The organism is Idiomarina solivarensis, from assembly GCF_033052755.1.
Lineage (GTDB): Bacteria > Pseudomonadota > Gammaproteobacteria > Enterobacterales > Alteromonadaceae > Idiomarina.
In genome coordinates, this window is the sequence record NZ_JAVFHZ010000005.1 from 199,518 (window position 1) to 213,128 (window position 13,611).

Here is a 13,611-nt window from a genome sequence, read left to right on the forward strand (position 1 = left end):
TAGATAATGAGCCCGGATGAACTGCATTTGCAAATACGAAATTTGCGACTAGAAGATTACGAACAATTAAAATCGTTGATGGACACGGTCTATAGAGACATCGGCGGATCGTGGAGTCAGTTCACGATAGAAAAGTTGATAAAAGATTTTTCCGAAGGCCAGTTTTGCCTGGAGGATAATGGGCGCATCGTTGGTGTCGCGTTAACGGTGAAAGTGGCTTATACCAAGTTTTCTAACCCCCATACCTATGACGATCTGTTGGGGCACAAGGAAGCCATTCTCAATGATAAAAAAGGCGATGCACTCTATGGCCTGGATGTTTTAATACACCCGGAGTATAGAGGTTACCGGCTGGGTCGTCGTTTGTACGATGCACGTAAAGAGCTATGTCGTCAGGCAAACCTGCGGGCTATTTTAGCGGGTGGTCGTATCGTGAATTACCATAAATACTCTGACGAGCTGACACCAAGTCAGTATCTGGATAAAGTACAACGACGTGAAATTTATGATCCCATTCTGACGTTCCAGTTGGCCAACGACTTTAGCGTGAAACGCCTGCTGGGTAAGTATCTGCCGGAAGATGAAAGATCGCGCGGTTTCGCTACTTTGCTGGAATGGAATAACTTTCTTTATGAGCCGTCGGACAACATTCTGACGACCCGGATTCAGAATGTTCGCGTGGGGGCGGTGCAATGGCAGATGCGTCCGGTTGAATCGGTAGAAGAGTTATTAAAGCAGGTTGAATATTTCGTTGATGCCCTGTCGGGTTACCAAAGCGACTTTGCGGTGTTTCCGGAGTTTTTCAACGCACCGTTAATGGGACTGACCGATCAAAGTCAGCAGATGGACGCCATTCGCTTTTTGGCCGGTTATACCGAGCTTTTCAAACGTGAAATGTCTCAAATGGCGGTCAGCTATAACGTCAACATCATTACCGGGTCCATGCCGTTTCAGGATGGCGACAGCATTTATAACGTCTCGTACCTGTGTCGTCGTGATGGCTCAGTCGAAGAACAGCGCAAGCTGCATATTACCCCGCATGAAAAGCGTGACTGGGTTATTGAGGGCGGCAGTGAGGTTAAAGTATTTGATACCGACGCCGGACGTATTGGCATTTTGATTTGTTATGACGTTGAGTTTCCCGAGTTGGGTCGCATAATGGCCGATGAAGGTCTGGAGATTTTGTTTGTGCCGTTCTGGACCGATACTCGCAACGCCTATTTGCGAGTTCGCCATTGCGCCCAGGCTCGTGCGGTAGAAAACGAATGTTATGTGGTGATTTGCGGTAGTGTGGGTAACTTGCCCGAAGTGGAAAGCCTGGATGTGCAATACGCTCAGTCAGCGGTATTTTCACCGTCTGACTTTGCCTTCCCGCATGATGCGATCATGTCGGAAACAACGCCGAACACAGAAATGCTGATGTTCTCAGACTTAAATCTGGATGAATTGCGGTACTTACACCACGAAGGCTCAGTTACGAATAAGAAAGACCGTCGTACTGACATTTATGAGGTGTCGCGCAAGCTTTCGGGTTAAGGCAACATTAGAATAACGCTAAACGGCACCATTGGCTGGCATCAATATAAAGCTGGCCAATATCGGTGCCGTTTAATTTTTGTTTGAGCGGATGTTTATCGAGCGCATCCCACTCACCACGTTCATAGAGTTCAGTCATTTGCAGTAAGTAGCCCCAAACACCCTCACGGCTTTTTAAGGCCTTTGCTATTTCTGAGGACAGCGGGAGTTGCTTCAGAACATTGTCCATCGATACACCCAGTATGATATCCAGTAATGACAGCATGCCGGTTAGAAAAGCGCTGGAACGGTGTTTTTCGTTGAGTATCTCTATGGTGAGCAATTCCATAAAACGAGCACGGGTGACTGATTTGATGGTCAGTTCCTCGGGCTGCCCTGCTGACACATTAGCTAATACAACCAGTGTGACAAAACGGCGAATTTCCGAGTCACCTAAATAGACTAATGCGTGTTGAATGTTTTCAATTTTTTTACGACCACCATAAAGTGCACTATTTACCAATTTGAGCAAGCTGTAGGTTAACGATAAGTCCTGTTCAATGATTTGTCGTATCGTATTCAGATCAAGCTCTTTCTTATGCACCTCAGATAATAATGTCAGTTTACTAATGCGGTTTGGTGAGAGTGACTTTTGCTGTACGACCTGGGGCTTCTCGAAGAAAAAGCCCTGGAAATAATCGAAGCCCAATTCAAGACAGCGTTCAAATTCGTCATGAGTCTCAACTCTCTCAGCTAATAATGGAACGCCCTTTTCCTTGAAAAAGCGGATTTTTTCTTCTAAATCTAACCCTTGCTCCTGGATATCGACTTTAACCATATTGATCATTGGAATAACCGGCCCCCACTGCCCGTCAAAGTCGTGGTCATCTAATGCAATGCGGTAGCCTTTTGCTGTGGTGCTGCTGCAGGCCTCAAGTAATGGCGCATCAACGCCCACGGTCTCCAGCAGCTCCACCCATACCGTTCGGGCATTGAGAAAAGAGGGGAAATCATTGAGCAGCGTACGGGCATGAAAATTAATGAATGCCTGCTTGCCCATGCACAGTGTTTGAATATCACCCAGTAAATGCTGCTCCAGAAGCAGCTTAGAAGTTGCTTCGTTTGGGTCTATATCCGGGAAGCTGTTCTCGGCGCTGTCGCGAAATAAAAGCTCGTAACCATAAACCTTCTGGTTTCTGGTCAATATGGGTTGCCGTGCAATGTAGGAGTACGACATTGTTATTCTTGTCTTCCTTGATGAAGCATAGGGTTAGTTCTGACCGATTCTCTCGGGTATACTGCTTATATCTAGTCCTATTTTCATAAAAAAGCAATGAGTCCTGAACGATATCAACGAATTAATCAAATGTTGGATAAGCGCCAGCCAGACCTGACGGTTGTCATGGAAAACGTGCACAAAAATCATAATTTATCTGCGGTAGTCCGCTCAGCAGATGCGATAGGTGTCCATGAAATGCACGCCATATGGCTGACTAAAAAGGCGCGTTTGTCGGGCGGTACAGCATTGGGTAGTCAGAACTGGGTGAAAATTCATAACCATAAAACGGTTACAGGAGCGCTGGAAGCAACTCAGGGTCAAGGTATGCAGGTGGTGGTGACACACCTGTCGGAACATTCGGTAGATTTTCGTGAAGTAGACTACACCAAGCCGACCGCTATTTTACTGGGGCAGGAAAAATACGGGGTAACCGATGAAGCGCTGGATGTTGCGGACTATCATGTGATGATTCCTATGGTAGGCATGGTACAGTCTCTGAATGTATCGGTTGCTGGTGCTGTAATGCTGTATGAAGCTCAACGGCAAAGGGAGTTAGCCGGATTCTACGATAAGCCGCAGGTGAGCGCAGAGGAGCGGCACCGAGTGCTGTTTGAAGGCGGGCACCCTATTTATGCTAAGGCGTGTAAGCGCAAGAATATGGCCTATCCGGAATTGGATGAGAATGGTCAAATTGTCGCTGACGAAGCCTGGTGGCTGGCGATGCGAGCAAAAAATTAAGGAGCAGATGTGGCGGTAAAAGGACTGCAGCACATTCCACTGACGGTACTCAAAGGCGTCGGCGAAAAAGTCGCTGTTAAGCTGCGCAAGCTAGGCTTGGCGTCGGTCAGCGATGCGCTGTTGCACCTGCCGCTGCGATACGAAGACCGCACTCAAGTGACTCAAGTCGCTGATTTGCGTGCTGGCGTTGCCACCAATGTATTGATTACCGTGCGGCATGCCGACATCAAATATGGTCGTAAGCGTATGCTCATTTGTCAGGCCAGTGACGAGACCGGCAGCATCAGTCTGCGCTTTTTTCAATTTAGCGCGGCTCAGCTAAAACAATTTGCGCAGGGCACGCATTTGTTAGCCTTTGGTGAAGTACGGCGTGGTATGACTGGCTGGGAAATGATCCACCCTGAGTATCGTGTGGTTAGCGCCGATGAGCCACTCAATATGCAGGAAACGCTGACACCGGTCTATCCGATGACCGAAGGCATCACTCAGGGGTTATTGCGCAAAATTATCGAGCAAGCACTGACCTACCTGCAGCCAGGGTCATTACCTGAACTGCTCCCTGAAAACCTAAGGCCCCATCAACTCTCCTTAGAGCAAGCAATTTTAATGTTACACCGTCCGCCGGTCGATGTGCCTCTGGAACAGCTCGAGCAAGGCCAGCATCCGGCGCAGCAGCGGCTGGCATCGGAAGAGTTGGTTGCGCACCAGTTAAGTTTGCTGCAGTTGAAAAAGTCCCGGCAGGCTCAGGCGGGCTTTGCGATTCAAGGCAATGGCAGGCTGCAAAAGTTATTCTTGCAGCAGTTACCGTTTTCCCCTACCAGTGCGCAATCAAGAGTCGTTGAGGAAATCACCACGGATATGGCACAAGGCCTGCCCATGATGCGGCTGGTGCAGGGCGACGTCGGCTCCGGGAAAACGTTGGTTGCGGCGTTGAGTGCTTTGGCTGCTATTGAAGCCGGTTATCAGGTGGCATTAATGGCACCCACTGAGCTTCTGTCAGAGCAGCATGCTATTACTTTTAGCCAGTGGCTTACCCCATTAGGTATCAATGTGGCCTGGTTGAGTGGTAAGTCTAAAGGCAAATCCAGACAGCAGTTACTGGAGCAGTTGGAACAAGGTGAAATTCAGCTGCTAGTCGGTACTCATGCATTGTTTCAGGCCGATGTTGAATACCAACGTTTGGCACTGGTTATTATTGACGAACAGCATCGTTTTGGTGTGCACCAGCGATTACAATTACGCGAAAAGGGCGTTCAGGCGGGCGTGCATCCGCATCAGTTGATCATGACGGCAACGCCCATCCCGCGCACCTTAGCGATGACAGCTTACGCGGACTTGGCAACATCGGTGATTGACGAGTTGCCCCCGGGCCGAACCCCGGTGACCACCGTTGCTATCCCGGATACTCGCAGAGAGCAGGTTGTAGAGCGGGTACGTGAGGTGTGTTCGACTGAAGGTCGCCAGGCGTACTGGGTCTGTACGCTTATTGAGGAGTCGGATGTACTGGAATGTCAGGCAGCAGAAGACACCGCAAGCGACCTGCAGCAACAACTGTCGGGCTTAAGCGTAGGGCTGGTGCATGGTCGGCTTAAGCATGAACAGAAAGAGCAGGTGATGCAGGCTTTTAAAGCGGGCGAAATAGACTTATTAGTTGCAACGACAGTAATTGAAGTGGGCGTTGATGTGCCGAATGCGTCACTCATGATTATTGAGAACCCAGAGCGACTAGGCTTAGCGCAGTTACATCAACTACGCGGGCGAGTCGGCCGGGGATCGGTAGCGAGCCACTGTGTACTGCTTTACCACAGCCCGTTATCGGCAACTGCGCAACAACGGCTGGGCGTCTTACGCGAAAGTAACGACGGTTTTGTGATTGCGCAGCGCGATTTGGAAATAAGAGGGCCGGGAGAGTTATTGGGACATCGGCAAACGGGTTTGGCTGAATTGAAAGTGGCGGATTTGGAGCGTGATGAAGCGTTAATACCAGAAGCCCAAAGTATTGCATTGCACGTATTAGAGCAATACCCACAGAGCGCAGAAGCATTAATCGAGCGTTGGTTGCCGCGTCGTGACCACTATGCTCAGGTGTGATCATCAAGTACACTAGTACAAAATCAGTTCGGGATAGTTGAATGAACGATAAAAATGAAGAGTCCATTGATTTTGGGTACCAAAAAGTAGCCCGGAATCAGAAAAAAAACTTGGTTGCTGATGTTTTTCAGTCGGTAGCGGCAAAATACGATGTCATGAACGACTTAATGTCGTTTGGTATCCACCGTTTGTGGAAACGCTATACCATTGACTGCAGCGGTGTTCGCCGAGGCATGAAAGTATTGGATATTGCCGGTGGAACGGGTGATTTAACGGCCCAGTTCTCACGGCGTGTTGGCTCGGAAGGCGAAGTGGTGCTGGCGGACATCAACGATGCGATGCTGAAAGTCGGTCGCGATAAATTGCGTGACAGTGGTGTTATCGGCAATGTCCGTTATGTTCAGGCGGATGCAGAAGAACTGCCGTTTGATGATAATACGTTCGATGTCATTACCATTGCGTTTGGTTTACGGAACGTTACCGACAAAGACAAAGCATTACGTTCCATGTTGCGGGTATTAAAGCCCGGCGGGCGCTTATTGATTCTTGAGTTTTCTAAGCCCGTTTCGGCAACCTTAAATCAAGTGTACGATTTTTACTCGTTCAATATTTTGCCAAAAATGGGGCAAGTGGTGGCGAATGATGCGGACAGCTATCAATATCTGGCGGAATCGATTCGTATGCACCCCGATCAGGAAACATTGAAATCCATGATGAACGCTGCGGGTTATGAAAAGGTCGACTATCAGAACATGACCGGTGGCGTGGTTGCGCTGCATAGAGGGTACAAGTTCTGATGACGTTATTACCGCTTATTCCTATTTTGCTGGTTGAAAAGCTGGCAAACAATGTGCTGCACCGTGACCCGGAGTCTGCGGAACGCCTGCAGCGGTTGGACGGCAAGCGGCTTCGCTTTCATCTGAAAGAATTGCCGTTTGAAGTTACCGTGAGTGTGGACGCACAGGGCGTGCAACTCAGTACGTCGGATGACAGCGAAGTGGATTGCCGGATTGCAACTGAGCTGGGTGTGCTGCCAGAGCTGCAGGATACGGCCAATCTGACGCGGTTGATAAAAGCCGATTTACTCGATATTGACGGCGACCCGATGCTGGCGCAACAGGTGGTTAGCCTGTTTAAGTCATTGGACGTTGACTGGGAGTCTGAGCTGGCCAAAACCATTGGTGATGTGCCCGCACACTGGTTGGGTAAGCTGTGGCGGCGAAGCCGGCAGCAGGTAAAAACGCAGTGGCAACAGCAACAACGCTGGATGCATGGTGTGCTCACCGAAGAGAAGAAGCTATTACCGGTCAGAGCTGAATTTGACCAGTTTAAAACCGATTTACAACAGCTGCGAGCTCACGTTGAGCGCCTTGAACGCCAGAGTCGTGACCAATACCTTGATAATAAGGGTAAATGATGCGGACGCGCCGCTTTTACAAAATTACGAAAACATTACTGAGCTATGGCTTAGATGATCTGATCCCGCCACGCTGGTTACCCTGGACTATCCGTTTAGGGCGCCATGCCTTTTTCTGGTTGCCGAACAAGCATAAAGATAAGCCTGCCGGCGTGCGTTTAAGGCTGGCACTGGAAGAACTCGGGCCGGTGTGGATAAAGTTTGGTCAAATGCTCTCAACCCGCCGCGATTTGCTGCCACCGGATATTGCCATTGAGCTAGCTCGGTTGCAGGATAAAGTGCCTCCCTTTGATGGGCATGCCGCGCAGCGTATTATAGAGAAGTCATTGAATTTAAAGAGCATCAATGACTGCTTTTCCGATTTCGATACGACTCCTTTAGCCTCCGCTTCAATTGCGCAGGTACACACCGGTCAACTTAAAAAAAGAGACGGTGAGTTAACGGATATCGTGATTAAAGTTATACGTCCGGATATTCGTGAGACCATTAATGCCGATTTGGAATTGATGGAAACCTTGGCGTCAGTAGCGGCCAGCCACTTACCGGATGGGCGCCGGTTAAAGCCAAAAGAAGTCGTCAAAGAATATCGTAAAACTTTGCTGGATGAGCTGGATTTAATGCGTGAAGCGGGTAATGCAATACAGCTTAAGCGTAATTTTGAAAATTCAGACATGCTTTATATACCAACGGTTTACACGGACTATAGTCGTCACAACGTGATGGTTATGGAGCGTATCGACGGTATTCCGGTGAGTGATATTGAGACGCTGAAAGCGCGCGGCGTGGACATGAAAAAGCTCGCTGAACGAGGGGTTGAAGTATTCTTCACGCAAGTATTCCGCGACAGCTTCTTCCACGCAGACATGCACCCCGGCAACATTTTTGTGGCAAAAGATGACCCCAGAAATCCGCGTTACATAGGCATTGATTTTGGTATTGTCGGCACACTCAACCGGGACGACAAACGCTATCTAGCAGAAAATTTTCTGGCGTTTTTCAATCGTGACTATCGTAAGGTTGCTGAGCTGCACGTTGACTCGGGCTGGGTGCCGCGACATACCAACATTGAAGAGTTTGAGTCTGCAATAAGAACCGTCTGCGAGCCCATATTTGAAAAGCCGTTGGCTGAAATTTCGTTTGGGCATGTGCTTATTAACTTATTTAATACCGCTCGTCGCTTTGAAATGGAAGTTCAGCCACAGCTGGTTCTGCTGCAGAAAACGTTACTGTATATTGAAGGTTTAGGCCGTCAGTTATACCCAGAGCTGGATTTATGGAAAACCGCCAAACCTTTTCTCGAGCGTTGGATGAACGAGCAGTTGGGCTGGCGCGCTATTGTCCGGTCAGTAAAAGAAAACGCGCCATATTGGGCTGAAAAGCTACCCGAAATGCCTATGATGCTGTATGAAAACCTGCGGCAGCAGCATAATATTGATGAGCGTGAAAGACAGCTGAGAAGACAACAGTTGTTAACCCAAAAGCAGTCATCAACCTCGTTATTTTGGACAGTGTTGACGGGCAGTGGACTTATTTGCACGACATTACTTTGGAATCAGACGGAATTATCCGCCGTGACAATTGGTTCGGGTGTTATCACGGTATTGTTAGGCATTATGGCCTGGCGAACCCGGCCTAAACTGACAAACAGTGAACTTATTTAACTTAAACGGTAGGACATAACATGGGTATATCACCTTGGCAGCTGCTCATCTTGTTGGTTATTGTGGTGTTGTTGTTCGGCACCAAACGGCTTCGCAACCTGGGGTCAGATTTAGGCAATGCGGTAAAAGGCTTTAAGAAATCAATGGGTGACGAAGCGGACACTAAAGATAAAGACGACGACTCTTTGCAACACAAAGAAGAACATGACGATAAGTCAGATTCGGATAAACCCGGGAAATCGTAAATGTTTGATATTGGTTTCTGGGAGTTACTGCTTATAGCGATAGTTGGTTTGCTAGTGCTAGGTCCTGAGCGCCTGCCGTCTGCTATCCGTGGCTTTCAGAGAACCATTTCTGGTATCAAACAGTACTCTCAGAAGGTACAAAGTGAGCTTGATCATGAGCTTCGTATAAAAGAATTGCACGAGCATTTAAAAATGGCAGAAAGCCAGGATCTGGAAAATTTAAGTCCGGAATTGCAACGCTCTCTGGTTGAATTAAAAAGTGCTGCCGCCGACGTACAGCGTCCATACTCTAAGGCTGCCCCTGAATCTGGTGAAGAAGCCAAAAAAAATGTAGATAAGGGTGCGGAATGAGCGGCTCTCCTTTATTGGATCATTTACTTGAGCTGAGAAACCGGTTACTGCGTTCTGTGTTGGTTATTTTGGTTGTTTTCGCCGCGCTTGCTTACTTTGCGAATGACATATACCACTTTTTAGCCCAGCCACTAATGACCAATCTGCCGGCCGGTACGCAGATGATAGCCACCGACGTCGCTGCGCCTTTTTTCACTCCGTTTAAATTAACCCTGGTGGTGGCGCTGGCATTAGCTGTTCCTTATTTGCTATGGCAGATCTGGGCGTTTATTGCTCCCGGTTTGTATGGTCGGGAGAAACGTCTGGTTATTCCTCTGCTGACGACCAGCACATTGCTGTTCTATGCGGGCATCGCTTTTGCTTATTTTGTGGTGTTACCTCTTGCTATGGCATTCTTCACTGGTGCGGCGCCGGAAGGCGTGACCGTTGCAACGGATATCTCTCGTTATCTCGATTTTGTGTTAGCGATTTTCCTCGCCTTTGGTATTGCGTTTGAAACACCGGTGGCCATTATTTTATTAATTTGGACAGGAACATGCACTAGAGAGTCCTTAGCCAGTAAACGACCCTACATTATCGTGGGGGCCTTTACAGTTGGTATGTTGTTAACACCTCCGGATGTTATTTCTCAAACCCTTCTGGCAATACCTATGTGGCTGCTGTTTGAGCTAGGCTTACAGGTTAGCCGTTGGTACACGCCGGGTAAAAAGGAAGAAAACGATGTGGTTTGATGCGGGGGTCAATTTAACCAATAAACGCCTGCTGAAAGATTTAGACGGGGTTATGCAAAGAGCGCAGCAGGCAAGGGTATGGAAGCAGCTGATCATTTCAACCTCTATTGAAGAAGCGGAACAGGCGGTTGAGCTGTGCCGGCAATATCCGGATCAGCTGGTAATGACGGTGGGTATTCACCCTCATGACGCCGGTGAGATCCCCTCGGACTATAAAGAAAAGTTACGAGAATTAGCCCAGTCCTCTGCTGTGGTTGCTATTGGAGAATGTGGTCTGGACTTTAATCGCAATTATTCCCCACGCTCAGCGCAGGAAGAGGTGTTTGTGGCGCAAATTGAGCTGGCAAACGAGTTAAATTTACCGCTGTACTTGCACGAACGTGATGCGATTGATCGACAAATTGAATTACTAAACCAATATTGTGCAGATTCAACTCCGTGCTTAACTCATTGTTTTACGGGGGGAGTCGATTCTCTTGCCCGCTATGCTGAGCGAGGCCACTGGTTTGGTATTACCGGGTGGGTGTGTGATGAGCGGCGTAATCAGGAACTTGTAGCGGCTTTGCCGAATCTGCCACTGGACCGACTGGTTCTGGAAACGGATGCGCCGTTTTTATTGCCCAGAGGCATTAAACCTCGTCCTAAGATGAACGAGCCCCAACTCTTGCCTGTCGTCGGCGAAACATTAGCGGGTTACCTGAATCTATCAACACAGAAACTAGCCGAGCTAACCTACGAAAATACAAAACGTTTTTTTGGACTGGGAGAACACAGTGACTAAAACGTTTTCACTGAGTGTGTTGAAGTGGTTAACGAGAGCTCTCACTGTCTTTCTCTTCATGGCGCCTGTAGTCCAGGCCCAGCTGTTGCCAACAAGCCAGTCTGAACTGTCCATTGAATACACACACAGTGAACAAAAGTTAGATTTGGAAACCGCTCAAAACTTACCTCCGGCACAGTGGTCACAACTGAAGACCGATCGCGCTTCTTTTGGTTACACTCGCGATGAATACTGGTTTCGCTTTAAACTGGACAGCAAACCCTACGACCGTATCTTGCATATTGCCTACCCTTTACTAGATGAACTGACGGTCTATCTGGTTCAACCCGAAGGGGTGAGAGCTTACCATATGGGCGATACCGTCCCTTTTAGCCAAAGACCCATACCGACGTCCGAGTTTGCGGTACCACTGCCTGAAAATACCAGTGGTGAGATCTATATAAAAACCAATACTCAAAGCTCTATGCGGCTACCCATTGCGGTAAGGACCGAAATTGGCTTTTTCGAAACGCAGATGAATCGGCGTATCGCGGAAGGGATCTATTTTGGTGTTTTGCTCTGTATGGCTGTTTATAATTTCTTTGGGTTTATTGCCTCACGAGAGCCTGAGTTCGGGCTTTACTCGCTTTATACCTTATTTTTTGCCGGACTGATGCTGTCTTTAGAAGGGCTTGGCTTTCAATATTTATGGCCTAATTCGCTCTATTTGCAGGATAAGGGGATTCCCATATTCGGGAGCTTAACCTTCTTAACTGCTGCCTTATTTGCGTATAAGTTACTCGAATTGAAACGGTATCGATACACCTGGGGTCGAGGGTTGATGGTCATGGCATTTTTGTCGGCTATCAGCTTACTAATTGCGATATTTGCTACCTATCGGGTCAGTATTCATGTTTTGCTGAGTTTTGCCGCTCCTGGCTGTCTATTCTTGTTGCTTGTGGGCGCTTATCTGTGGCGTAAAGGCTTCGTTTACGCTCGTATTTTTACATTAGCCTGGTGTAGCCTTTTGGTGTCAGTTGTCGCTAACTCTTTGGGCTACCTTGGGGTTATTGATAGTATGTTCATTCAGCGCCACGCCATTATGATAGGCTCCGGCATTGAAATTCTGCTGTTGTCGTGGGTCCTCGCAGTGCGGTATAGCGAGCAACGTAAAGAGCGATTGCGGGCGGAGCAGCGGTATAATCGCGAGTTAGCAGAAAGTGTGGATGAGCGGACATTTGAGCTGCAAGTGGCTCTGCGGGAACTTCAGGATGTTAATACCGAGCTAGAGCAGAGAAATACGGAAGATCCATTAACCGGGCTTTACAATCGTCGCTACTTTCAGCAACACCTTGACCGTGAATTAAGGAGAACCTTGCGGCGCGAATTACCGCTGGCATTGTTAATGATAGATGTCGATCACTTTAAGCCGGTTAACGACACGCATGGTCACTTAGCGGGTGATCAAATATTGCAGCAGTTAGCAAAATTAATGCAGCGCCATGCGAAAAGAGCCGCTGATATTGTTTGCCGCTATGGTGGTGAGGAATTTGCCATTATTCTGCCGGAAACAGCGCTTGAAGAGGCCAGAGTCTTTGCAAAACAGTTACTTGAACAAGTTCGGGAAACCGAGTTTGAAACTGACGCCGGGCCGCTTAAAATTACCTTGAGTATCGGTGTTATCTCAACCAGTGTGCGTGTTTTCGACAGTGTTGATGAACTCTTTAAAGCCGCAGACGATGCGTTATATGCAGCAAAACATGAAGGCCGTGACCGCGTTGCGGTGCAGTAATTAATCAGGAGTAAAACATGATAAATCAGGGTGCTTTTCCGGGCAGACGATTGCGACGTTTACGCCGTCACGACTTTAGCCGGCGGCTAGTGGCTGAGAACCAGTTAAGTGTTGATGATTTGATTTACCCTATGTTTGTGCTGGAAGGTAAGAATCAGCGCGAACAAGTGAGCTCAATGCCTGGCGTTGAGCGCGTCAGTATTGATCTTTTATTGGAGGAGTGCGGGCAACTGGTTCGTCTTGGGGTGCCGATGATAGCACTGTTTCCAGTAACACCGGCTTCGGCAAAGTCTGAAATGGCGGAGGCCGCTTATGACGATAACGGCCTGGCTCAGCGTGCCGTTAAGGCAATAAAAGCAGAGTTTCCCCAACTGGGAGTGATGACCGATGTGGCCCTTGATCCTTTTACGACTCATGGGCAGGACGGCATCATTGATGACAGCGGTTATGTACAAAATGACGTGACGACAGAGGTGTTGGTGAAGCAAGCATTGTCTCATGCACGTTGCGGAGCCGATGTTGTGGCGCCATCCGATATGATGGATGGCCGTATTGGCGCTATAAGGACTGCTCTGGAGTCAGAAGGCTTTATCAATACCCAAATCATGGCGTATTCCGCTAAGTACGCCAGCGCGTTTTATGGGCCTTTCCGGGACGCCGTCGGCTCGGCTGGTAACCTCAAAGGCGGCAATAAAAAGACCTACCAGATGGATCCGGCTAATTCGGACGAAGCCTTACAGGAAATCGCACTGGATATTCAGGAAGGTGCGGACATGGTGATGGTAAAGCCCGGCATGCCCTATTTAGATATCGTGCGCCGAGTGAAAGATAACTTTGGCGTGCCGACATTTGCGTATCAAGTGAGTGGTGAATACGCGATGTTGCAGGCGGCAATTACTAATGGTTGGTTGGGCCAGGATGTCGTTGAAGAAAGCTTATTAGGGTTTAAGCGAGCGGGTGCTGACGGCATCCTCACGTATTTTGCAAAATCGGTGGCTGAACGTTTGGCAGAAAAGACAAGCTGAGAATGC

At 48.4% G+C, this 13,611-nt stretch carries 13 protein-coding genes; 12 read left to right on the top strand and 1 reads right to left on the bottom strand.

Annotated features, from left to right (window positions below):
• Positions 1–6 precede the first annotated feature (6 nt).
• Positions 7–1,536, top strand: coding sequence for a GNAT family N-acetyltransferase (locus RBK99_RS10060; protein WP_317504474.1), 1,530 nt, complete (start codon positions 7–9; stop codon positions 1,534–1,536).
• A gap of 7 nt (positions 1,537–1,543) precedes the next feature.
• On the opposite strand, the gene RBK99_RS10065 is transcribed toward RBK99_RS10060, so the two are convergent.
• Entirely contained in the window at positions 1,544–2,752 is a 1,209-nt protein-coding gene (locus RBK99_RS10065) for an EAL and HDOD domain-containing protein (protein WP_317504475.1), read from the bottom strand.
• Positions 2,753–2,848: 96 nt separating this feature from the next.
• On the opposite strand from RBK99_RS10065, the gene trmH reads away from it, so the two are divergent.
• From trmH to hemB, 11 genes are read left to right on the top strand one after another with little or no spacing between them, the layout of a single operon-like run.
• Positions 2,849–3,532: a tRNA (guanosine(18)-2'-O)-methyltransferase TrmH gene (gene trmH, locus RBK99_RS10070; RefSeq protein WP_317504476.1), complete on the top strand. Its 684-nt coding sequence runs from the start codon at positions 2,849–2,851 to the stop codon at positions 3,530–3,532.
• Between the two features lie 9 nt (positions 3,533–3,541).
• Positions 3,542–5,623: an ATP-dependent DNA helicase RecG gene (gene recG, locus RBK99_RS10075; RefSeq protein ID WP_317504477.1), complete on the top strand. Its 2,082-nt coding sequence runs from the start codon at positions 3,542–3,544 to the stop codon at positions 5,621–5,623.
• Between the two features lie 41 nt (positions 5,624–5,664).
• Entirely contained in the window at positions 5,665–6,420 is a 756-nt protein-coding gene (ubiE, locus tag RBK99_RS10080; RefSeq protein ID WP_317504478.1) for a bifunctional demethylmenaquinone methyltransferase/2-methoxy-6-polyprenyl-1,4-benzoquinol methylase UbiE, read from the top strand.
• Positions 6,420–7,040 carry a ubiquinone biosynthesis accessory factor UbiJ gene (locus tag RBK99_RS10085; RefSeq protein WP_317504479.1) on the top strand — a complete coding sequence of 207 codons (621 nt, stop codon included), beginning with the start codon at positions 6,420–6,422 and terminating at the stop codon, positions 7,038–7,040. The genes ubiE and RBK99_RS10085 overlap by 1 nt, the downstream gene beginning before the upstream one ends.
• Positions 7,040–8,701 carry a ubiquinone biosynthesis regulatory protein kinase UbiB gene (ubiB, locus tag RBK99_RS10090; protein WP_317504572.1) on the top strand — a complete coding sequence of 554 codons (1,662 nt, stop codon included), beginning with the start codon at positions 7,040–7,042 and terminating at the stop codon, positions 8,699–8,701. The genes RBK99_RS10085 and ubiB overlap by 1 nt, the downstream gene beginning before the upstream one ends.
• Positions 8,702–8,721: 20 nt before the next feature.
• Positions 8,722–8,946: a twin-arginine translocase TatA/TatE family subunit gene (gene tatA / locus RBK99_RS10095; RefSeq protein WP_317504480.1), complete on the top strand. Its 225-nt coding sequence runs from the start codon at positions 8,722–8,724 to the stop codon at positions 8,944–8,946.
• Positions 8,947–9,297 (top strand): Sec-independent protein translocase protein TatB, encoded by a 351-nt coding sequence (tatB, locus tag RBK99_RS10100; RefSeq protein ID WP_317504481.1) that lies wholly within the window; start codon positions 8,947–8,949, stop codon positions 9,295–9,297. It abuts the gene before it with no gap.
• Complete coding sequence (gene tatC / locus RBK99_RS10105) at positions 9,294–10,028, top strand: twin-arginine translocase subunit TatC (protein WP_317504482.1); 735 nt, start codon at positions 9,294–9,296, stop codon at positions 10,026–10,028. Before tatB ends, tatC begins: the two co-directional genes overlap by 4 nt.
• Positions 10,018–10,809, top strand: a complete 792-nt coding sequence (locus RBK99_RS10110) for a TatD family hydrolase (protein WP_317504483.1) — start codon at positions 10,018–10,020, stop codon at positions 10,807–10,809. The genes tatC and RBK99_RS10110 overlap by 11 nt, the downstream gene beginning before the upstream one ends.
• Positions 10,802–12,580, top strand: a complete 1,779-nt coding sequence (locus RBK99_RS10115) for a sensor domain-containing diguanylate cyclase (RefSeq protein WP_317504484.1) — start codon at positions 10,802–10,804, stop codon at positions 12,578–12,580. Before RBK99_RS10110 ends, RBK99_RS10115 begins: the two co-directional genes overlap by 8 nt.
• A 17-nt stretch (positions 12,581–12,597) precedes the next feature.
• Positions 12,598–13,605 (top strand): porphobilinogen synthase, encoded by a 1,008-nt coding sequence (hemB, locus tag RBK99_RS10120; protein WP_317504485.1) that lies wholly within the window; start codon positions 12,598–12,600, stop codon positions 13,603–13,605.
• Positions 13,606–13,611: the final 6 nt, after the last annotated feature.

Excerpts from the sequence above, each read along its gene's own strand:
- RBK99_RS10060 (WP_317504474.1), top strand. The coding sequence starts at position 7 with ATGAGCCCGGATGAACTGCATTTGCAAATACGAAATTTGCGACTAGAA.
- RBK99_RS10065 (WP_317504475.1), bottom strand. The coding sequence starts at position 2,752 with ATGTCGTACTCCTACATTGCACGGCAACCCATATTGACCAGAAACCAG.
- trmH (WP_317504476.1), top strand. The coding sequence starts at position 2,849 with ATGAGTCCTGAACGATATCAACGAATTAATCAAATGTTGGATAAGCGC.
- ubiE (WP_317504478.1), top strand. The coding sequence starts at position 5,665 with ATGAACGATAAAAATGAAGAGTCCATTGATTTTGGGTACCAAAAAGTA.
- RBK99_RS10085 (WP_317504479.1), top strand. The coding sequence starts at position 6,420 with ATGACGTTATTACCGCTTATTCCTATTTTGCTGGTTGAAAAGCTGGCA.
- ubiB (WP_317504572.1), top strand. The coding sequence starts at position 7,040 with ATGCGGACGCGCCGCTTTTACAAAATTACGAAAACATTACTGAGCTAT.
- tatA (WP_317504480.1), top strand. The coding sequence starts at position 8,722 with ATGGGTATATCACCTTGGCAGCTGCTCATCTTGTTGGTTATTGTGGTG.
- tatB (WP_317504481.1), top strand. The coding sequence starts at position 8,947 with ATGTTTGATATTGGTTTCTGGGAGTTACTGCTTATAGCGATAGTTGGT.
- tatC (WP_317504482.1), top strand. The coding sequence starts at position 9,294 with ATGAGCGGCTCTCCTTTATTGGATCATTTACTTGAGCTGAGAAACCGG.
- RBK99_RS10110 (WP_317504483.1), top strand. The coding sequence starts at position 10,018 with ATGTGGTTTGATGCGGGGGTCAATTTAACCAATAAACGCCTGCTGAAA.
- hemB (WP_317504485.1), top strand. The coding sequence starts at position 12,598 with ATGATAAATCAGGGTGCTTTTCCGGGCAGACGATTGCGACGTTTACGC.